Annotated in this window: 17 protein-coding genes and 2 tRNA genes; 8 read left to right on the top strand and 11 right to left on the bottom strand. The window is 31.1% G+C overall.

Annotation, left to right across the window (positions count from 1 at the left end; all coding sequences use genetic code 11):
* Window positions 1–9 precede the first annotated feature (9 nt).
* A complete protein-coding gene (gene gatE, locus ACW9XH_RS00205) occupies window positions 10–1,917 on the top strand; it encodes a Glu-tRNA(Gln) amidotransferase subunit GatE (protein WP_457758639.1) in 1,908 nt (635 codons plus the stop codon).
* A gap of 8 nt (window positions 1,918–1,925) precedes the next feature.
* Here gatE and ACW9XH_RS00200 read toward each other — a convergent pair.
* From ACW9XH_RS00200 to ACW9XH_RS00175, 6 genes are all read right to left on the bottom strand, one after another.
* Window positions 1,926–2,010 (bottom strand) — tRNA-Leu (locus ACW9XH_RS00200).
* A 239-nt stretch (window positions 2,011–2,249) separates the two neighbouring features.
* Window positions 2,250–2,789 carry a 5' nucleotidase, NT5C type gene (locus tag ACW9XH_RS00195; RefSeq protein ID WP_457758778.1) on the bottom strand — a complete coding sequence of 180 codons (540 nt, stop codon included), beginning with the start codon at window positions 2,787–2,789 and terminating at the stop codon, window positions 2,250–2,252.
* 8 nt (window positions 2,790–2,797) lie between these two features.
* Window positions 2,798–3,856, bottom strand: coding sequence for a molecular chaperone DnaJ (dnaJ, locus tag ACW9XH_RS00190; RefSeq protein WP_457758638.1), 1,059 nt, complete (start codon window positions 3,854–3,856; stop codon window positions 2,798–2,800).
* Between the two features lie 48 nt (window positions 3,857–3,904).
* Window positions 3,905–5,797 (bottom strand): molecular chaperone DnaK, encoded by a 1,893-nt coding sequence (gene dnaK / locus ACW9XH_RS00185; protein WP_457758637.1) that lies wholly within the window; start codon window positions 5,795–5,797, stop codon window positions 3,905–3,907.
* A gap of 9 nt (window positions 5,798–5,806) precedes the next feature.
* On the bottom strand, window positions 5,807–6,370 hold the full coding sequence (locus ACW9XH_RS00180; protein ID WP_457758636.1) for a nucleotide exchange factor GrpE: 564 nt from the start codon (window positions 6,368–6,370) through the stop codon (window positions 5,807–5,809).
* 22 nt (window positions 6,371–6,392) lie between these two features.
* Complete coding sequence (locus ACW9XH_RS00175) at window positions 6,393–7,544, bottom strand: hypothetical protein (protein ID WP_457758635.1); 1,152 nt, start codon at window positions 7,542–7,544, stop codon at window positions 6,393–6,395.
* Between the two features lie 62 nt (window positions 7,545–7,606).
* On the opposite strand from ACW9XH_RS00175, the gene ACW9XH_RS00170 reads away from it, so the two are divergent.
* The 3 genes from ACW9XH_RS00170 to ACW9XH_RS00160 all read left to right on the top strand — a co-directional run bounded on the left by ACW9XH_RS00170 (window position 7,607) and on the right by ACW9XH_RS00160 (window position 9,582).
* Window positions 7,607–8,635 (top strand): DUF354 domain-containing protein, encoded by a 1,029-nt coding sequence (locus tag ACW9XH_RS00170; protein ID WP_457758634.1) that lies wholly within the window; start codon window positions 7,607–7,609, stop codon window positions 8,633–8,635.
* A 69-nt stretch (window positions 8,636–8,704) separates the two neighbouring features.
* Window positions 8,705–8,777: transfer RNA gene (locus tag ACW9XH_RS00165), tRNA-Gln, on the top strand.
* Window positions 8,778–8,844: 67 nt separating this feature from the next.
* A complete protein-coding gene (locus ACW9XH_RS00160; protein WP_457758633.1) occupies window positions 8,845–9,582 on the top strand; it encodes an NAD-binding protein in 738 nt (245 codons plus the stop codon).
* 9 nt (window positions 9,583–9,591) lie between these two features.
* Here ACW9XH_RS00160 and ACW9XH_RS00155 read toward each other — a convergent pair whose 3' ends face one another.
* Entirely contained in the window at window positions 9,592–10,353 is a 762-nt protein-coding gene (locus ACW9XH_RS00155; protein ID WP_457758632.1) for an ABC transporter permease, read from the bottom strand.
* Window positions 10,337–11,275 carry an ABC transporter ATP-binding protein gene (locus ACW9XH_RS00150; protein WP_457758631.1) on the bottom strand — a complete coding sequence of 313 codons (939 nt, stop codon included), beginning with the start codon at window positions 11,273–11,275 and terminating at the stop codon, window positions 10,337–10,339. Before ACW9XH_RS00150 ends, ACW9XH_RS00155 begins: the two co-directional genes overlap by 17 nt.
* 223 nt (window positions 11,276–11,498) lie before the next feature.
* Here ACW9XH_RS00150 and ACW9XH_RS00145 point away from each other — a divergent pair, with 223 nt between their 5' ends.
* A complete protein-coding gene (locus ACW9XH_RS00145; RefSeq protein WP_457758630.1) occupies window positions 11,499–12,896 on the top strand; it encodes a single-stranded DNA-binding protein in 1,398 nt (465 codons plus the stop codon).
* On the opposite strand, the gene ACW9XH_RS00140 is transcribed toward ACW9XH_RS00145, so the two are convergent.
* Together ACW9XH_RS00140 and ACW9XH_RS00135 are read right to left on the bottom strand one after the other, a co-directional pair.
* Window positions 12,893–15,634, bottom strand: coding sequence for a DEAD/DEAH box helicase (locus ACW9XH_RS00140; protein ID WP_457758629.1), 2,742 nt, complete (start codon window positions 15,632–15,634; stop codon window positions 12,893–12,895). The two genes, ACW9XH_RS00145 and ACW9XH_RS00140, sit on opposite strands and share 4 nt — an antisense overlap.
* Before the next feature lie 98 nt (window positions 15,635–15,732).
* Complete coding sequence (locus ACW9XH_RS00135) at window positions 15,733–16,392, bottom strand: ATPase domain-containing protein (protein ID WP_457758628.1); 660 nt, start codon at window positions 16,390–16,392, stop codon at window positions 15,733–15,735.
* A gap of 108 nt (window positions 16,393–16,500) precedes the next feature.
* Between ACW9XH_RS00135 and ACW9XH_RS00130 the strand changes: the two genes are divergently transcribed.
* Both ACW9XH_RS00130 and metK read left to right on the top strand, forming a co-directional pair.
* On the top strand, window positions 16,501–16,749 hold the full coding sequence (locus ACW9XH_RS00130; protein WP_457758627.1) for a U6 snRNA-associated Sm-like protein LSm6: 249 nt from the start codon (window positions 16,501–16,503) through the stop codon (window positions 16,747–16,749).
* A gap of 16 nt (window positions 16,750–16,765) precedes the next feature.
* Window positions 16,766–17,932: a methionine adenosyltransferase gene (gene metK / locus ACW9XH_RS00125; RefSeq protein WP_457758626.1), complete on the top strand. Its 1,167-nt coding sequence runs from the start codon at window positions 16,766–16,768 to the stop codon at window positions 17,930–17,932.
* Here metK and ACW9XH_RS00120 read toward each other — a convergent pair.
* Complete coding sequence (locus ACW9XH_RS00120) at window positions 17,909–18,778, bottom strand: SDR family oxidoreductase (protein WP_457758625.1); 870 nt, start codon at window positions 18,776–18,778, stop codon at window positions 17,909–17,911. The two genes, metK and ACW9XH_RS00120, sit on opposite strands and share 24 nt — an antisense overlap.
* A 79-nt stretch (window positions 18,779–18,857) precedes the next feature.
* On the opposite strand from ACW9XH_RS00120, the gene ACW9XH_RS00115 reads away from it, so the two are divergent.
* The gene (locus tag ACW9XH_RS00115; RefSeq protein ID WP_457758624.1) at window positions 18,858–19,961 is read left to right on the top strand and encodes a cobalt-precorrin-5B (C(1))-methyltransferase; all 1,104 of its coding nucleotides are present in this window, start codon (window positions 18,858–18,860) and stop codon (window positions 19,959–19,961) included.
* Window position 19,962: the final 1 nt, after the last annotated feature.

Raw genomic sequence — 19,962 nt, 5'->3', positions numbered from 1 at the left:
GGTGATGATATGGAAGAATTTTCAATAAAAAATGTAGGTGTCAAAGTAGGATTAGAAATCCATCAACAGTTAGCAACAAGCAAGAAATTATTCTGTAACTGTAACCCAATAGAATCTGACGAATATTCAATGAAGTTTCAAAGAAAATTACGTGCATCTAAAAGTGAATTGGGAGAATTTGATCCTGCAGCACTGTTTGAAAGTACAAAATCAAAAACAATAATGTATTATGCAAATGATGAGAGTAGTTGTTTAGTTGAACAAGATGAAGAACCACCACATGAACTAGATGAAGATGCAAGAAAAATTGCATTGATTATTTCTTCGGCTTTAAAATCAAATATCTTTAGTGAAATTTATCCGATGAGAAAAACTGTAATTGATGGTTCCAATACAACTGGATTTCAACGTACTATGTTAATTTCTCAGGGAGGATTTTTTGATGTAGGAGAAATAAAGATAGGAGTTCAGTCAATTTGTTTAGAAGAAGATGCTGCCAAAAATTTGGGAGATGAGGGTTCTGTAAGAAAATTTGGTTTAGAGCGTTTGGGAGTTCCTTTAGTTGAAATTGCAACAGAGCCATTTGAAGTTGAATTGGCAGAGATTAAAAAAATTGCACTATCATTAGGAAGAATTTTGAGAAGTACAAAAAAAGTAAAAAGAGGATTAGGATCTATAAGACAAGATGTTAATGTATCAATAAAGGATGGAGGAGGAGTTGTAATTGAAGTAAAAGGAGTACAACAATTAGATCAATTAGAAAAAGTTGTAGAATATGAAGCTAAAAGACAGGATGGTTTATTAAAAATTTCAAAAAAAATCAAAGAAAAAAATTGGATTTACGATAAGGAAAATAGTAAAGACATTACAGAATTATTTTCAGAATGTAAATCAAAAATTATTCAATCCGCCTTGAAGAAAAATCAGAAAATAATGGCAATTACATTTAGAAATATGGCTAAAATGTTTGGATATTCACCTTATGAAGGCATAAGATTGGGGAAAGAGATAGCAGAATTAGTTAGATTTTTTGGAATAGGAGGAGTTTTTCATTCAGATGAATTACCTAACTATGGAGTAGAAGAAACAGATTTAGAAAAATTAAAGAAATTTTCAAAAATTAGTGAAAATGATGCTTTTTTAATTTTAGCGGCACCTGAAGAAAAAATTTACACCGTAATTGATCAAATTGTTTTAAGAATTGAATATATCAAAAATCATGGAATACCAGTAGATACTAGGTTAGCTACTCAATCAGGAGAAACAAAATTTCTTAGACCAAGACCAGGAGCTGCTAGAATGTATCCTGAAACAGATATTCCTCCAATAATAATTACAAAAAATGAATTATTTGATGCAGAAAAAAACATTCCAAAATCTTGGGATGATTCTATTAAAGAACTAGAAACAAAATACAAACTCAATCAACAATTATCTGAACAGGTTTTTGATTCACGATATATTGGATTGTTTGAAAGAATTGTTGAAAAAATTAAAACTAATCCCACATTTGTTGCATCAGTTCTTTGTTCAACAATTACAAATTTGGAAAGAAGCGGATTGAATTCTGACTTGTTAAAAAATGAGGAAATTTTTAAATTATTTAATTTATTAGAAGAAGGGAAAATTTCTAAAGAATCAATTGAAATAATATTTGAAAGTATAATGTCTGGAAAATCAAAAACTACAGAAGAAGCAATGAAAAATGCATCAATTGAATCCATTAATGAAGAAGAGCTAGAAAAAATTATTGCAAATATAATAGATAAAAATGAAGGAATAATTAAAAACCAGAAAGAGAGAGCGGTTGGGCCGTTGATGGGAATTGTTATGAAAGAATTAAGAGGTAAAGCTTCTGGTGAGATAATCAACAGTCTTCTTTTAAAAAATATTAAAAAGAAATTAGAAAATATGTAGTTAACAAATGCGGGAAGTGGGATTTGAACCCACGAACTCCTAGAAGATAAGGATCTGAACCTTACACCGTTGACCAGGCTGGGTGACTCCCGCATTGGAAAAATTTGAGATCTAGAATAAGTTTCTTTATTATACCATGAAACAACCATACCAGATTAATCAAGAGATAAAATGGAATTCAGGGAAGTATATTGTTCAAATTGTAAGAAAGCTTTGGGGCATTACAATACTAAATTCTATAGTGAGGATAAAATTGGTGAAATGGTGAATACGACATATTCTACACACATTAGAAATGGCCATCAAGTCATCATTCGAAAATTGAAAAAAGGTTAAGAAGATTGTATTTTTTTAACTGCTTCTGAAAGATTTGAAATTCTATGAATATTATTTTCAGAAATATGTTGATTCCATGGTTGTGAATACAGAATTACTTTTTTCTTATTTTTAAGAAATTTTGCTGCATTTAGTGGAGAATCATCAATAAACACATCATAATCTAAATCAGCTTTCATTGGGCCATCAATTACAGATACATAATTATCATAAACAATATTGTGATGAGTCAACCAAGATTTGACATAAGAGTCAGTAGAACGTTCTCTTGCAGTTACAATATCTACTTGACCAATATTGGTAAGGGATTCTGTTATTGATGATAAATTTTTTTCAGTAGTGGGAATGCTAGGCCAATTTTTCCAACAAGAACTAAGCTCATTGTAAAAATCATAACGATCTATATTAAATTCATTCCAAAATTCCCAACTAGTTATCTGATGTTTAGCAATTTCAGGTCTAATAGAATTACTATAATTTATCCAGGAGATAATAACGTCTGCAAGTACACCATCAACATCTAATGCAATTTTCATTTTATTCATTAATCACTAGTTTTTCGAAATTCATCTAAAAGATTCTTTTGATGTTTACTAAGTTTTTTAGGAACATTTACTACAATTCTTACAAATTGATCCCCTTTTCCTCTATAATTGATATGTGTCACTCCTTTCCCTCTTAATTTGATAATCGTGTTTGGTTGACTACCTGCATCAACTTTAATTTTTTCTGTTCCCTCCAAAGTTGGAACAGTGATTTCACATCCTAAAGCAGCATCAATCATAGAAACATCATGATCATAAAAAATATCCTTTCCATCACGATTAAACTTTGAATGCGGTTGCACTCTGACTCTAACAATTAAATCACCATTTACACCATCTGGTATTTCATTTCCTTCACCAGACACAGTATAATCACCTGAATCAATTCCTGGAGGAATGTCAAATGTTACAGTTTTAGAACCTCTTTTCCTTCCTTGTCCTTTACATTCATTGCATGGTGTTTCAATTATAGTTCCTTGACCTCTACAAGGAGAACACGGTGCAGCAGTAACAAATGAAGCAAACCCCATATTACGAGTTTGTCTAACTTGTCCTTGACCATTACATGTTCCACATGTTTTCTTGTTAGTACCTGGCTTTGCACCAGAACCATTACAAATATCACATTGAACCTGTTTTTGTAAATTGATTTCCATTTTTTTGCCATGCAGTACCTCTTCTAATGTTACATGAGTTTCATAGAGAAGATCAGAACCTCGTTGTTGTTGATTAAAACCAAATCCCCCACCTCCACGACCAAAAATGGATTCAAAAATAGAATCAAAGCCTCCCCCCTGTGCACCTTGAAAAATATCTTCATTAGAATATCTTCCATCTACACCAGCATGGCCATGTTGATCATAGACTTGTTTTTTTTCAGGATCTGAAAGAACTGCATATGCTTCAGAAATTTCTTTGAAATGTTCTCCAGCTTCTGAAGATTTGTTACGGTCAGGATGAAATTTTAATGCTAATTTTCTATACTGTTGTTTGATTTCATCAGGAGAAGAGGTTTTTGTGACACCTAAAACTTCATAATAATCACGTTTTGCAGCCATGAATCATACCTTTATCATAATTATAGTATAAATGATTGAATTAGAATCTTAGTTGGTTTTTGTTTCATCAGTTGAGGATGACTCGTTGGTTTGTCCTTCCGCTCCCTGTTGTCCTTCCGCTCCCTGTTGTCCTTCCGCTCCCTGTTGTCCTTCCGCTCCCTGTTGTCCTTCCGCTCCAGGTGGAGGTGAAGCATTTTTGTAAAGTTCAGTTGTCACTTCATTAACCAATGTTTGTAGTGCTTCAAGTTTAGGTTTTAATTCATCTGGTTCTTTATCTAGAACTTCTCTAAGTTCCTTTACAGCGTCAGTGATTTTAATTCCTTGTTCTTGTGAAATTTTATCTTTAAGATCATGATTTACTAGTTTTTCTACAGTGTAAATGTAACTTTCTGCTTCATTCTTTAAATCAATTTTCTCCATCTTCTTTTTATCTTCATCAGAGAATTTTTCTGCATCTTGTTTTAATTTTTCAATTTCTTCTTTAGATAATTTTGATCCAGATTCAATAGTAATTTTTGCCTCTTTTTGTGTTCCAAGATCTTTTGCTGTAACATTAATTATTCCATTTGCATCGATGTCAAATTTTACTTCAATTTGAGGAATTCCTCTTGGAGCAGGTGGTAAATCTGTAAGATTAAAGCTCCCTAAAGATACGTTATCAGTTGCCATTGGTCGTTCACCTTGAACAATATGAATAGTTACAGCTGTTTGACTATCAGCGGCAGTTGTGAAAACTTTACTCTTTGAAGTTGGAATAGTGGTGTTTCTTTCAATTAATGGTTCTCTAACACCACCTAAAGTTTCAATTCCCAATGTCAAAGGAGTAACGTCAAGTAAAACTATATCACTGCTAACATCTCCAGCAATAATTCCTGCCTGAATTGCAGCTCCCATTGCTACAGCCTCCATTGGATCTACACCAGATTCAGATTCTTGTCCAATAATTTCACTTACAAATTTTTTCACCAATGGAATTCTTGTTGGTCCACCAACCATGACAATTTTATTAATATTAGAATTTGTGAGTTTTGCATCTTCTAGTGCTTTTAATATAGAAGGCTTGCATTTCTCAACAATAGGTCTTATCAACTCATCTAATTTAGAACGAGTTATTCTTAATTCAAGATTTTTAGCACCTGAAGAGGAATCATGAGCAATAAATGGTAAATTAACATCAGTTTCCATAACAGTAGATAATTCAATTTTTGCTTTTTCAGAAGCTTCTCTGATTCTTGTCATTGCAGTTGAATCTTGGGAAAGATCTACACCTTCTTTTTTCTTGAATTCATCAACAATAAAATCAATTAGAACTTTATCCATATCTGTACCACCCAATTGAGTATCACCAGATGTACTAAGAACTTCAAAAACACCACCGCCCATTTCCATTATTGTAACATCTAGTGTACCACCACCAAAATCAAAGACAAGAATTTTCATGTCTTCTTTTGCTTTATCTAATCCAAATGCCAGAGCTGCTGCAGTTGGTTCATTAATTATTCTAACAACATCAAGTCCTGCAATGGTTCCAGCATCTTTAGTAGCCTGACGTTGATTATCATCAAAATATGCAGGAACCGTAATTACTGCTTTCTGTACAGGTTCTCCAATAAATGCCTCAGCATCTTTTTTGATTTTTTGAAGAATGAATGATGAGATTTGCTGAGGTTTGTATTCTTTATCTAAAATTTTAAAAACATGATCAGAGCCCATCTTTCTTTTAGCAGCAAAAATGGTTCTATCAGGATTAGTTACAGATTGTCTTCGTGCAGGTTCGCCGACCAAAAGATCACCATCTTTAGTAAATGCTACAACTGACGGGAATGCTTTGCCTCCTACTGTAGCGCCTTCTGCAGCTGGAATAATGGTTGGTTTACCACCCATTACAACTGCCGCAGCAGAGTTACTTGTTCCTAAATCAATTCCAATTATTTTAGCCATATTTTATCATCATTCCTTTTTTGAAATTTCAACTAACGTCGGTCTTATAACTCTCTCATGAGAAATATATCCCTTCCTGATCTCTTTTGTAATTGTATTATCATCCAAATCAGGATCTATGATTATCGATATAGCCTCATGGAAATTTGGATCAAAAATTTCTCCTAAAGCATCAATTGGTTTAATTTGATATTTTTGCAATAAAGAATTCATATTTTTTAAGATTGAGTCTAGACCGTCTGAATTAATTTTACTTTCAGAAAAAACTTCTTTAGCTCTAAGAAAATCATCATAAACTTGTAAAAAATCTAATGCAAATTCGTTAATTTTTGAATTTATTCCATTTTCTATATCAGTTTGGGTTTTCCTACTTAGATTTTGAAAATCAGCTAATACAAGTTTTAATTTTTCTTCAAATTCAAATGATCTTTGTTTTTCTAATTCTAATTGTTTAGTTAATTCATCAATGGTGGATTCTAAAGATATTGATTCTGTCATGTAAGAATTATTTTCTTCATTATTTTCAGATATGACATTTACTGGGATTTCATCAGAATTAGATTCATTAGACAATTCAATCAAAATAGTAATTTAGCTAATTTATACTATTATTGATTGTTTCACATAAAGGATTAGCTTTTACAATTATCAAATCAGAATCCTGTTTTGTCTTTTCAATATTATCAAAATCAGATTTTGAACAGGCTACAACAATTGTAGTTTTATCACTATGAAATAGATCAAAATTTGGATCTTCATACGCCTCCACATCACCAATGTAATCACGTAACCTTGATGTCAAATTTTGTAGCATTTCAATTTTATCTCCACGCATTGCATGTTGATCGAGTGTCCAAGATAATGCAATCTTTGTTCTACTTGCTTTAAGATCATTTTTCTTTAATGTTGAACGAATCTCATCAATTAATCGCTTGATGTATCCGTCAATTCCTTTAACACTTCCATTAATTAGATACATTAGAGAATTTGCACCTTCAAAAGACGAGCCTAGAGATTTCAAATCAAATAAACCACTAACCATATTGTCCAAATATATTTCCTGAAAATCATCTGAAGAAAGATCATTTTTGGTAATATCATCTTGAGCATATTTACAAACTTCTAAAATGCTACATAAACTTGAAAATCGAGACAAAACATCAATAGCATGAAAATGTTCAGAGGATGAAATTGCTACAAATTTTTTCTCTTTTTTACCTACTGTAAGGAGTTCTGCAAGTATTGGATCTTCCTTTCCATTAAATGATCCAATGATTTTTGGTTGTTCTTTAAGATCCTCAATAGGATAATAAAAATACGAAATATGTTTTCCAGTTTCAAGACCTGTTACATGTTCTAGTAATGAAATATTTTCATTGTTACCTCCAAATCCTGTTGGAAGTGTGAATATTACTGAGCTGTTTTTTTTCATTGAAGTTACTGCATCTTTAAATTTTGAATGAATTTCAGTTTTGATATCTTGTCCAGTTTTTCTAATTCTTGGAGTAAAGAAAAGATATTGTGCTTTTGAAATTGCTACATCAATTGGTTCCATAGCTAAAAGAGGTTCATCTTCTTTTAGAGAAGATACGTTTGGATATGTTTTGGCAATTTCAGCTTTGAGTGAAATTGCTGAAGGAGTTGATTCATCTATTATGTAAACATCTGCACCTTTGATTGCCATTTGAGATGCAATTGCATATCCTTCAGTGCTAAGACCATAAACGACAACTTTTGCTCCCCCCATAGATTACAGCTGGTATTGGACTAAGAAAAACTTATTGAACTTACCATAATTAGAGGAATTACTTGAAAATCTGGATAGATATTCTTACACCAAAACAATTATTGTTTTCTGAACCAATAATTGAAAAATTAAGGAAAAAACACCATCTTTTGTGTACTTCAAGAGATTATGAGGAAGTTTCAAAATTAGCAAAAATACGTGATTTTGACCTCATTTTTGTAGGAAAACATGGTGGAGGAGATAAAAAAACTAAACTCAAAGCCAGTATTGACAGAATGGAGAAACTGTCTAGAAAAATCAAGATATTTTCTCCAGACATTGTAATTAGTTTTTGCTCTCCAGAAGCAGCAAGAATTGCATTTGGATTAGGAATTAAACATATAGCATTTTGTGATTCTCCACATGCAGAAGCAGTAATGCGATTAACGTTACCATTAATTCAAAAATTATTAATTCCTTTTACAATACCTAAAAAAGAATTTTCAAAGTACGGGATTGATGAAAAAAATATTATTCAGTACAAAGCAATTGATGCATTTGTTACAATACAGCGAAAAATTAATGAGAAATCAAAACTGCCATTCAAAAATAACAATAAAAAAAATATTCTGATAAGAGTAGAAGAAGAAGAGGCATCATATACTTCAAAATCTAGCAAAATTATCCCAATCATAAAAAAAATTGAAAAAGAATATGAAAATGAAAACATTGTAGTATTGGGAAGATATACAAAACAAATTGAAAATTTACAAAAAATAATTAGTAAAAAAGTTAAAATCGTAAAAATGACATATGATGGGAAACATTTGCTAAATAATACAGATATTTTCATTGGATCTGGTGGTACCATGACTGCCGAATCTGCATTAATGGGAATTCCTACAATATCATACAATGCAGTTCCAAATATCATTGAAAACTTTTTAGTAAAAAAATATTTGATAAAAAGGGAAACAAGTCCAAATAAGATTTCAAATCACATTAAAAAAATTTTTGAATCTACTAATAATGAGAGTCAAAAAAGGGCAGAAGGAATTAGAAAACATATGGAAAATCCCATTGAAAAATTGATCAAGATAATAGAAGAATAGTTGAATTTAGTTTTAAGAGTCAAATTCAAATAAAAAGTTCATTAAGGGAATGAGAGTGCTCGATTTAGCAGCCCGGTAGTGTAGCGGTCAAGCATAGAGGCCTTTGAAGCCTTTGACCCCAGTTCGAGTCTGGGCCGGGCTACTTTCTTTAAAAATAATCAATTTTTGTACACGAATATAACATAGATAGTTTTTTTGAAATTAGGCATATGACGGATATCATTTTAGGAATGGGTGAAGTTGGAGAAACTCTATTTGATCTTCTAGAGGAGAGAAAATGTAATTGTGTTGGAATTGATGCAGATAGCTCAAAATGTAATAACTATTCAGAAAATGATAAAATTAAGGATCCAGAATATCTTCATGTTTGTCTTCCTGGAGAATTAACAGACTTTATTGATATTACAGTTAACTGGATCAATAAGATTGAAGGCCTAAAAGCTGTTCTAATACATTCTACGGTAAAACCTGGAACAACAAAAAATATACAAAATAATTCTAAAATACCAGTTTTATTTTCACCAGTTAGAGGAGTTCACAGAAGATTTTTAGATGATATTAAAAAATACACAAAATTTATTTCATCAGATGATAAACAGATAGATCCTAAAATTAAAACAGATTTAGAAAAACGATTTGAAAAAATAGAATGGATGTCAACAACAAAAACTGCAGAGTTAGCAAAAATTTTGGTTGATACAACATACTATGGATGGCTAATCAATTATGCTCAAATTACAAAAATGATTTGTGAAAAAGAAGGCATAGATTTTGACGAAATGTGGAAATTTGCAGATGAGATTCATGAAAATTTAGGCAATAGACCAAAAATGTATCCAGGCATTATTGGAGGACATTGTGTTATTCCAAATCTAAAATTAGTAGAATATGAAAATTTAGACATTGTTAAAAAAATTAATGAATTATATGAAAAATTTAAAAAATAATTTTAGTTACTAAAAGTCTAATTTTGTAAGTAATCGTGAAGCAATGATAAATAATGTTGATGCAATTGCCACAAGAATAATCATTTCGATAATTACAAACTCATCAATAGTTCCAAAAATTCCTGCTCTAATTACATCTACAAGATATGTTAATGGGTTTAGATAAAATGCTGTTCGTAAAGGTTCGGGGGCACCGCCAGCTGGATAAAATGCAGTACTAACAAAAGCGAAAAAAAGAAAAACAGTATTAATAATTACATTGAATCCTTCACTTGAGCGTAATCTAGTTGAAATAATTGATGCCAATGAACCAAAAAGTACTGAACCAATGATAGCGCCAAAAATGATTATTGGAATTGTAACAAATGAAAATTCTACAGATTCAAAGAATACTGGATATCCAACTACAGCTATTAATCCAGCACTAACTAATCCAATTATTCCAATAGTGCAGATATTACTTAGAATGTAATGACTCCTAGTGAATGGTCCAGACATAATTTGTTCAAACATTCCGTGTTTTCTATCATTCCAAATAATGATGCCAGAAATTAGTGTACTATTCATTATGTTAAATCCAATCATGCCAGATGCTAAAAATGCTGGATAATCAAGTTCTTTATTTCCAAATGGAACGGCGTTGATTAACGGTGCATATGCAAAACCAGCTACAAAAATATAGATTAAAGGAAAAATTACTTGCCAAATCAAAAATCCAGGATTGAGAGAAATCGTGAGATTTCTATTTACAAGTCTAATTATTGGGTGCATTGTCTCTTACCATATTCAAAAAGATCTCTTCAAGATTTGTTGGTACCGCAGATAGATCTTCAATGTCAATTTTATTATCATTAAGTATTTTCAATACTTTTAACAGTACTAATTCAGATTGCTCTGAACGAATAATTATATTAGTTCCAGTTTCAAAATCAATTTTACAATCATGAATACCAGACAATAGAGAAATAATTTCAGATAGTTTCTCCAATAAATGAATTTTAATGGTTTTTACTTTTCCAAATCTATTTTTTAATGCATCAGGAGAATCAACAGTAACAATTTTTCCTTTGTCAATAATAGCTATTTGATCACATAGGTATTCTGCTTCAGATAGAATGTGTGTGGTGTAAAAAATTGTCAAACCTGTTTTAACTTTATTTTTTAAATAATCTAATAATTTTCTTCTAGCACTTGGATCTAATCCAACTGTTGGTTCATCTAAAAATAATAATTCCATATCATGCATAAATTCACGTGCAACTTGGACTCTTCTTCTTTGACCAATGGATAGATCTTCATTTCTTTTCTTACGAATTTCGACTAGATCAAAATCATCCAAGAGTTGTTCCATTCTTTTTTTACGTTCAATTTTAGGAACATTCCACATCATACCATATTTTTCAAGAGATTTTTCCACTGATAATGTAGGTTCATAGCTGGGCTGCTGTAAAACAACTCCAATTTTATGACGAATTTTAAGGGGTTCGGCTACAGCGTCAACACCCAAGATAGTTAGTGAACCACTTGATGGTGGAATTAGAGTAGTGAGGAGTTTGATTGTAGTGGATTTTCCAGCACCATTTGGTCCTAAAAATCCAAAAACTTGGCCTGATTTTACGGATAGAACAAGATCATCTACAGCTTTAACTGAACCATATGATTTTGATAGATGGTTAACATCAATGCAGGACATATCAAAACTGCGATCTTCCTATTAATTTAGTTAGTGAGATAAATCAAGATAGTTTTTCAAAAATTTGAATTAATTGCAATAAATCATGTAGAGATTTGGAAAATTGTCGAACAGACAGATTTGAAAATTCAATAAAAATGTGTTAAAGCGATCATTTTATTAGAAAAATAAAATTTCAAAAGAATGAAATTTTTATTAATAGAACAAGTTTATCAAAAATGAATTGTCTGAATTTGAAAATCTTATTGATAAATTACTTGCACAAAAGCCAGAGTTAACTAAAAGTGATCTTGAAGAACAGATTAAACAGAAGAAAGAAAAAATTGGTGCAGGTTATTTAACAGATCAAGGTGCATTATTTCTAATTGCTTCCGATTATGGGATAACATTATCAGAACCAGAAAAACTCGAGATTAAATTAAAGGATCTATATGCAGGAGCAAAAGAAATTTCATTAGAAACAAGAGTTTTGAATCTCTCACCGGCAAAACAATTTTCTAGAAAAGATGGTTCTCCATTCTATCTTAGAACAATGACCGTGTACGATACAAATTCCACAGCCAGTGTAAAGCTATGGGATGAAAAAGCAAATCTTCCTGGTCTTGAAAATCTAAAACCAGGTGATCTAATCAAAATAATTAAAGCTTATGTAAAATCTGATCTGGATGGTTCTCCAACAATTAACATTGGTTCTGGATCAAATATAGAAACTACAGATACCAAAAGTGAAATCCCAACTATTGATAATATTACAAAAGATGTTAGTGAATCTCAAGAGGGACAAAAAGATCTAGTGATTTCTGGAATTATTGATGGAATGATTAGTGGAATGGAATTTACAAATTCTCGCGGTATGCCTGGAAAAGCACTAAGAATGAGGCTAAAAGGTAAAGATGGAAATGGAATGAGAGTAGTACTTTGGGGAAAAGATGAATCCGCCATCCCAAATATGATCGCACAATCTGCCAAAGTAAGATTACTTGGTGTCAGAGTAAAATCAGGAAATCAAGGATTAGAAATTCATGGAAATGATGCTACAATAATTGAAATTGAGGGTGGTAAAGAAGCAGAACCAATAATTACAAGAGTTCTATCTATAACGCCAACAGACAGTGGCAAAAATATGATTTTGGCCGTCGACAATAAAAAGAATTTATTTAATATCAGTGATTTATCAAACTCAACTAGCATCTGTGTAGAAGGAGATGTCATAGAATGTATGCCATCAAAAGTTTATGGAAATTCAATTACATTGGATGAAAATTCTTTTGTAAGAAAATTAGATAATGATGAATCTATTCCTTTATTGTCTCAACTCAGAACAAAAATTAACGATATCAAAGTAGATGCAATTTACTGTATTGAGGCAATAGTATTGAAAGTTCCTGAAAGACGTGAAATTCAAACAAAATCAGGTGAATCAATAGCACTTTCAGAAATGTTTGTTGAAGATGATACAGGACAAATTTGGGTAAAAGGTTGGAGAAATCTATCAAGAATTATCGATAAATGTGAATTGGGAGAAATTATTTCAATTACTGGACTTAATGCAAAACCAGGACTAGAAGGTAGAATAGAATTATTCATTAGTCCGTTTTCTAAAATTATAAAAAAGAACTAAGAATCCCAAAAACCTCTAGTTACAACATATTGTCTTTCTGCTTCATAGATTTGTTTGAACAAATGTTCCTCATCAACCATATTCCTCAAAATTCTTGCAGCAGTATCAGCACCTACACCATATCCAGAAATCACAGTAATAGCAGTTTTACCGAAATTTTCAACTAAAGATGCAACTTTCCAGGCACGAACAAACTTGTGTTTTTCTTCTACAGATAGTTTTTTCCCATCATGCTTTTTTCTAATTATTTTAGGTAAATCATAATCTGAATAATATGTCGCAGTGATTTGTCTTGCCTTACAATAAGGACAAACCATCGAATTTTTTACCTCATGAGTTTGCATTACACGTTCCCATTTTCCACAACGAGCACAAATCAAGCGATGTTTAGTTTTTTCCAGTCTAGCTTTAACAAGATCAAGAATTCCTTTGTCAAGATTTGCAGGAGAAGAATAATATTTTGCAGTATGATCTAGAATTGGTTCAGCTAATTTTGAAAATTTATCGACTTCTAACCATGTAATATGAATTTCATCATCTTTAATCTTTTTTAAGATCATTTCAGAATTTCTAAGATCATATTTATCATGGAATAATTCACGTAATGCTTCATGTACGAGTGCTGTTTTAGAATATCGTTCGTATAAAAATCGAGCAGATTTTCTTTCATATACTGCACCACGGCCTACAACACCGAATTTTTTTGCAACACACCAAGTTCTCCAATTTACATTATGAGTTCCAGTTAAAGATCCACTGACAATAGATTGTAAATCATAATCGTCTTTTAGTATTTCAATGAAAAGTTTTTCTGAAATTCTTGAATTAGAAGATAAAACAATTCTATACCCATCAGAACGAGAATCAACAATTGAGCCCAACATTGTAGAAAGCATTGAAGAAAGCAATGTAGACAATGTGGAATTGATCTTAGTGCCCAAACAAGAATGAATTACAATTGAGCCTTGAGATCGATTAGATTCAATTACAATGTTATTTTCATCTGGAATTTGATTAAAAGTTAGTTTTTCTATTATGTTATTTGTTAATGTGATATTTCCACTCTTAACTTTACTACGAAAATTTCCTACTTTTCGTGCAGTTTTATAATCAATTGCAATACTTTCTCCTTCCCAGTAGGGGACTGTCACTCCTCCTCCTCTGAATGGTTCGACATTAACACTGAATGATTTTTCATCTACATTGAGAATTCTCCATTGTGAACCTTTTAAAACAAAGATATTTCCTGAGTCACCAAAATCACCTACAAATCTTTGATCTAAAGATCCAATAATTTTTTTACCGACACTATCAAAAACTTTGAATTTTAAAATATCCGGTATTGTTGAGAGATTTTCAAAATAATATTTGAATGATCTGCCTTTCTTCCAATAAGTCATTTTTGTTCTATCAAAAAATATCAAATAATTTGAATCAAGTAAATCTAGTACGTCAATTAGATCTTTAATTTTTAAATTTCTAAATGGATATGCTTTGATTACTAAATTAAAAGCCAATTCTACTGAAATTTCACCAATTTGCATCGATAGTCCAACTAAATGATGAGCTAAAACATCAAGTGAACCATCATGAATTTTTTGCTCTTCAATTGAGCCTTCTTGAATACGATCAAGAATGGCTCTTGCTTCAAATTCATCATCAGGGTTATTTGTAATGATTAATCCTTGAGCTGACGCATCGCGATTGTGTTTACTTCTTCCAATTCTTTGAACAAACTTTGATACTTGTCTAGGAGAACCATAATGAATTACTAATTCAATGGTTCCAATATCTAGACCTAACTCTAGTGAAGATGTGCATACTACAATACCACGTTTTCCTTCACGTAAAGTTAGTTCAGTTTCTTCCCTAACTTGTTTTGAGAGAGAACCGTGGTGTAATTCGATAGGAAAAGATGATTTTTCTTTTAAAATTGATGCTAAAAACTCAGCTTCTCCTCTAGTATTAGTGAAAAGAAGAACGGGGGAATCTAATTCCAATTCTAATACATATTCAATAATTTTTTCTGCTACATCGGTAATTGTCCCATCAACATATTTTATTTCTACTTCGTATTTTCTTACAGAAGTATCTTGTATAATCTTACATTTTCGTTTAGTACCTACAACAAATTTTCCAGCCTCATCAACATTTCCAACTGTAGCAGACAATCCAACTTTTGTAAGTGGATATTTTGAGTTTAATTCTAGCCTTTCAATACTTAATGAAAGTTGAGAACCTCTTTCACTAGATAGCAACTCGTGTACCTCATCAATTACAATCCATTCTAAATCAGTTAATGCAGTAAGCATTTTGAGTTGTGTTAAGAGAATTATCAGGGTTTCAGGAGTTGTAATTAGAATATCGGGTGGATTTTCAGTTATTTTTTTTCTATCCTTTTGACTAGTGTCACCATGACGGATTTCAATTGTCAATTGGTTTTCATGAGCATATTTTGTGATTCTTCGAAAGACATCACGATTCAATGCCCTTAATGGAGTAATGTATAGAGTTTTGATTTTTCCACTTTTTTTAGCATTTTTTACAAGTGAAAAAATTGGTATGACTGAGCATTCAGTTTTACCAGAACCTGTTGGTGCAATTACAAGACAATCTTTTTTTTGTAAAATTATTGGCGATGCTTTCTTTTGAATTTCAGTTAGTTTAGAAAAGCCAAATTTTCCAAATAAAGAACTAAGAAGATGATTCGATTGTGTTATTTGATCGTGATCGTTCATAAACAATTACACCGACTAAGCCAAGTGCAAATAAAACTACAGTAATAATTGGTATTGAATCAAAAATCCCTGCCATCATTTAACCTAAGAATAGACCGTTAAAAATCTTCACTATTATCAGACAGGCCAATTTTATTAATGGTGTAAGAAAAACTTTCTTTTTTTAATGCCCAATAAATTTGACCGCTAAATTTTGATGAATTTTTAAAAAGATGTATTTTGATATGGGTGTAAGGATCAATTGCATTTTGCATGTTTTCTATTTCAATATCGTTTGCTATTCTAATCATATTAGTAATTATTATTGGAATTTTTTTTGCGATTGCTAATTTTGATAATTCATGCATGTATTTCATAAATAGTAGATTTTTTTCAAATGTAGATTCATCTTTTTGATATTCATAAGAAAATAAATCAGTTATATTATCAATCACAATTAAAGTAAAGTCACTTTGTTCAAGGTTGTTGATTGATTTGATTTGTTCTGAAGTATTTGTAATTCTAGATACAGTGATTTTTTCCAACAAATTCATCTCTATTTCTAATTCTTTTTGAATTTCGATGATTCGTTCTGGTCTAAATCCACCAGTAGTGTCGAAATACAAAACATTACCACCATTTTTAATTGAATTTATAGACAATTGTAATAAGAATAGAGTTTTTCCAGTTCCATTTTCACCAAAGACATCTACAATTACATTATTAGGAATTCCACCTGACAAGAATTTGTCTAATTTTTGCAAACCTGTAGAGATCATTTGGATAATTATTAGAAAAAGAAGAAAAAATTTAAGGAATTTCAATTTTCATAAAAGAGGTAAGGCTTTTATGCTAGAGAACAAAGTTTCAAAATAAGTGAACAATTAGTGTCCCAACCAACTACTAGCGCAAAAAGACCTCTAACGACTCTTCAAAAAAGTACCAAGAAGAAAGTTACTGTAAGACTGAAAAATGAAGTAGAATACAAAGGAAAGATGGACAATGTTGATTCTTATATGAATTTGATTATGACTGATGCTGAAGAGCTTCATGATGGTAAAACAATTGCAAATTACGGCAGAGTTATCGTAAGAGGCAACAATGTATTATTTATCAAACTAGAAAACGAACTCTAGTTAGTGACGTGGTTTTATGACCAACAATTTTCTATTTACATCTGAATCAGTAACTGAAGGACATCCAGATAAAATATGTGATAATATTTCTGATGCGTTTTTAGATGAATATCTTAGACAGGATCCAGATTCAAGAGTGGCAGTGGAAACAATGGTTACCACAGATTTTGTAGCAGTTGCAGGTGAAGTTACATCTAAAGCGAATTTTGACAAAAAAGCTCAAGAAGAATTAGTCAGAAAAACAATTAGAGAAATTGGATATGACAATAAAGATTTGATGTTTGACACAGAATCTTGTGAAATAACTTTACGTCTTCATGCGCAAAGTCCAGATATCAGTCAAGGTGTTACAGCCACTGAAGAAAAAGAACAGGGAGCAGGTGATCAGGGATTAATGTTTGGATATGCAACAAATGAAACAGAAGAGCTAATGCCAATGCCAATTTTACTCTCTCAAAAACTTGCACAGAAACTTGCTGAAGTTAGAAAAAATAAGGTTCTCACTTGGGTAAGACCGGATGGAAAAACACAAGTTTCTGTAAGATATGAAGATGACAAACCAACTAAAATTGAAACAGTTGTCGTTTCAACACAACATGCTCCAGAAGTTTCTCAAGAAGAAATATCTAGAGAAATTATTGATAAGGTAATCAAACCAGTTTTAGGAAATCTTTGGAATGATAAAATCAAGATTCACATTAATCCAACAGGAAAATTTGTGATTGGTGGTCCACATGGAGATGCAGGATTGACTGGAAGAAAGATTATCGTTGATACTTATGGTGGATTTGGAAGACATGGAGGAGGAGCATTTTCAGGAAAAGATCCATCTAAAGTGGACAGATCTGCATGTTACATGTGTAGATATATTGCAAAAAATCTTGTGGCTGCAGGATTAGCTGATAGATGTGAAGTTCAATTAGCATATGCAATAGGAGTAGCAGAACCAGTATCACTTTATGTTAATACATTTGGAACAAACAAAATTCCTGAAAGTAAAATTGAGGAATTAGTTAGAAATAATTTTGATATGAAGCCATCAGGAATTATTTCACAATTGGATTTGAAGAGACCTATTTACAAAAAAACTGCTGCTTATGGTCATTTTGGAAGAAATGAGCCAGAATTTACATGGGAAAAAACCGATAAATCTGAAGTATTAAGACAATCTTCCGGATCGTAGTAGTTCCAATACAGATTGAAATTTAATTTTAGATATTTTAGATAATCTTTTGTGATTTCCTTTAAAATTACCAATTAAGATGTTGAGATCATCAATTCCAAAATCAGGTTTTGAATTTATAATTGCATCATGATATGCGTCTTCAAGTTTGATTTTTCTAATTTTTGTTTTAGTTCCTTTAGAAAAGAGTTTAACATATTTTTCAAAAGTTATATAGTCAGGTCCAACAAGATCGATAATTTTATTATTGAATTTGAATTGAAATGTTGACTCAAAAATAACTTTTACAACATCAGACACGCATATTGGTTGAATTGAATATGTACCAGAACCAGGAATCATAATTTCTCCAGATTTGATTTGCTTGTTTAGATTTTTTGAAAGCAAATCATCTTTTCCAACAATATATGAAGGTCTAAAAATTACAAAGTCTAATCCAGAGTCAATAATTTGTTTTTCAGCATTATATTTTGAAATAAAATAACTTAATGATGTCGTTGGTGAAACTCCTAAACCACTTAAAAAAATGATTTTTTTAATTCTAGCTTTCTTACTTAGATTTACAACATGTTTTGTTAAATTAGTATTTATCGTATCATAGTCAGTATCTACAGATTGTTTTCCTATTCCAACAAGATGAATTAATGCATCCGAATTTTGTATTTTTTCAAGTATTATTTTTTCTTCATAATTCTTTGAAATGATTTTAGTTTCAGATTTAAAATTATTAAAATCATTTCTAGATATTGAAATTAATTCGATATTTTCTTCTGATAAATATTTTCGAAGATTTTTTGCAATAAAACCACTAGCTCCAGTAACAACAATCTTTAGAGGTTTAACCATAATAGAACTAAGCTTGTTTTAATTTTAAATCTATTTGAATAATTTTCAAAAATTAAGAAATAAGAGTTAATACCATAAAATGAATACAACCAATGTGCAAGAAGAAAAGACAAAATTAAAGACAGGGTACACTACGGGAAGTTCTGCAACAGCAGCATCAAAAGCTGCACTATTATCAATAATTAATCAGAAAAAAATTGAAAATGTGGATATTTTATTACCAAAAAGATCCTATATTCAAATTCCAATACATTCATGTGAATTTGAATTAGACAAAGCAAAATGCATAGTGATCAAAAATGGAGGAGATGATCCTGATGTTACTCATGGGGCAGAAATTATTGTGGAATTGTCATTTACTGAAAAAATAAATGAAATTGATATCGATGGCGGAGAAGGAGTAGGCATAGTAACTAAACCGGGATTGGGTTTGGAAATCAACAAACCTGCAATAAACCCAGTTCCTAAAAAAATGATCACTGAGAATTTAAGAGAAACAGGAAAAGAAATTCTTTTAGAAAAAGGAATCAGAGTAGTTATTTCAGTACCTAAAGGAAAAGAGTTAGGGCCTAAAACAGACAATCCAAGGTTGGGAATCATAAATGGAATTTCAATTTTAGGAACTAGTGGAATTGTTATTCCGTTTTCTACTGCAGCTTATGCAGCATCAATTAGACAAAATTTGGATGTGGCAATTGCAGCTGGGAATGATACAGTAGTGCTTACAACTGGTGGAAGGAGTGAAGATTTTGCAAAAAAAATAGTAGATTTACCAGTACATTGTTTTGTACAAATAGGTGATTTTTCAGGATATGCAATTCAGCAATGCGGTAAAAAAGAAATCAAAAGAGCATATGTTGTGGGTTTCATTGGAAAGCTAGCAAAAATGGCAGCAGGAGTTAAACAAACTCATGTTAAAGGATCGAAAGTAGATATGAGTTTTCTTGCTGAATTAGCTCAAAAATGTAATGCTAATGAAAGTATAATTCAAGATATAAAAAAAGCAAATACAGCTAGACATGTTTCAGAAATCATTCAAAAGAATAAGATCAATGGATTTTTTGATTTGATTTGTGCTGAGACGTATAAACATATGAGAAAACATTCTGAAGAAAAAGTTCCAATAGATGTAATATTGTTTGATTTTGAAGGAAATATTTTGGCTCGAAAATCTGAACAGTAAG

It is taken from the genome of Candidatus Nitrosopumilus sp. bin_32a (assembly GCF_054095935.1).
The sequence above is the reverse complement of the archived record's forward strand: the minus strand, read 5'-3'. Positions and strand labels throughout refer to the sequence as shown.

Coding starts and splice junctions, on each gene's coding strand:
- gatE (WP_457758639.1), top strand. CDS start 10: ATGGAAGAATTTTCAATAAAAAATGTAGGTGTCAAAGTAGGATTAGAA.
- ACW9XH_RS00195 (WP_457758778.1), bottom strand. CDS start 2,789: ATGAAAATTGCATTAGATGTTGATGGTGTACTTGCAGACGTTATTATC.
- dnaJ (WP_457758638.1), bottom strand. CDS start 3,856: ATGGCTGCAAAACGTGATTATTATGAAGTTTTAGGTGTCACAAAAACC.
- dnaK (WP_457758637.1), bottom strand. CDS start 5,797: ATGGCTAAAATAATTGGAATTGATTTAGGAACAAGTAACTCTGCTGCG.
- ACW9XH_RS00175 (WP_457758635.1), bottom strand. CDS start 7,544: ATGGGGGGAGCAAAAGTTGTCGTTTATGGTCTTAGCACTGAAGGATAT.
- ACW9XH_RS00160 (WP_457758633.1), top strand. CDS start 8,845: ATGACGGATATCATTTTAGGAATGGGTGAAGTTGGAGAAACTCTATTT.
- ACW9XH_RS00155 (WP_457758632.1), bottom strand. CDS start 10,353: ATGCACCCAATAATTAGACTTGTAAATAGAAATCTCACGATTTCTCTC.
- ACW9XH_RS00150 (WP_457758631.1), bottom strand. CDS start 11,275: ATGTCCTGCATTGATGTTAACCATCTATCAAAATCATATGGTTCAGTT.
- ACW9XH_RS00140 (WP_457758629.1), bottom strand. CDS start 15,634: ATGAACGATCACGATCAAATAACACAATCGAATCATCTTCTTAGTTCT.
- ACW9XH_RS00135 (WP_457758628.1), bottom strand. CDS start 16,392: ATGATCTCTACAGGTTTGCAAAAATTAGACAAATTCTTGTCAGGTGGA.
- metK (WP_457758626.1), top strand. CDS start 16,766: ATGACCAACAATTTTCTATTTACATCTGAATCAGTAACTGAAGGACAT.
- ACW9XH_RS00120 (WP_457758625.1), bottom strand. CDS start 18,778: ATGGTTAAACCTCTAAAGATTGTTGTTACTGGAGCTAGTGGTTTTATT.
- ACW9XH_RS00115 (WP_457758624.1), top strand. CDS start 18,858: ATGAATACAACCAATGTGCAAGAAGAAAAGACAAAATTAAAGACAGGG.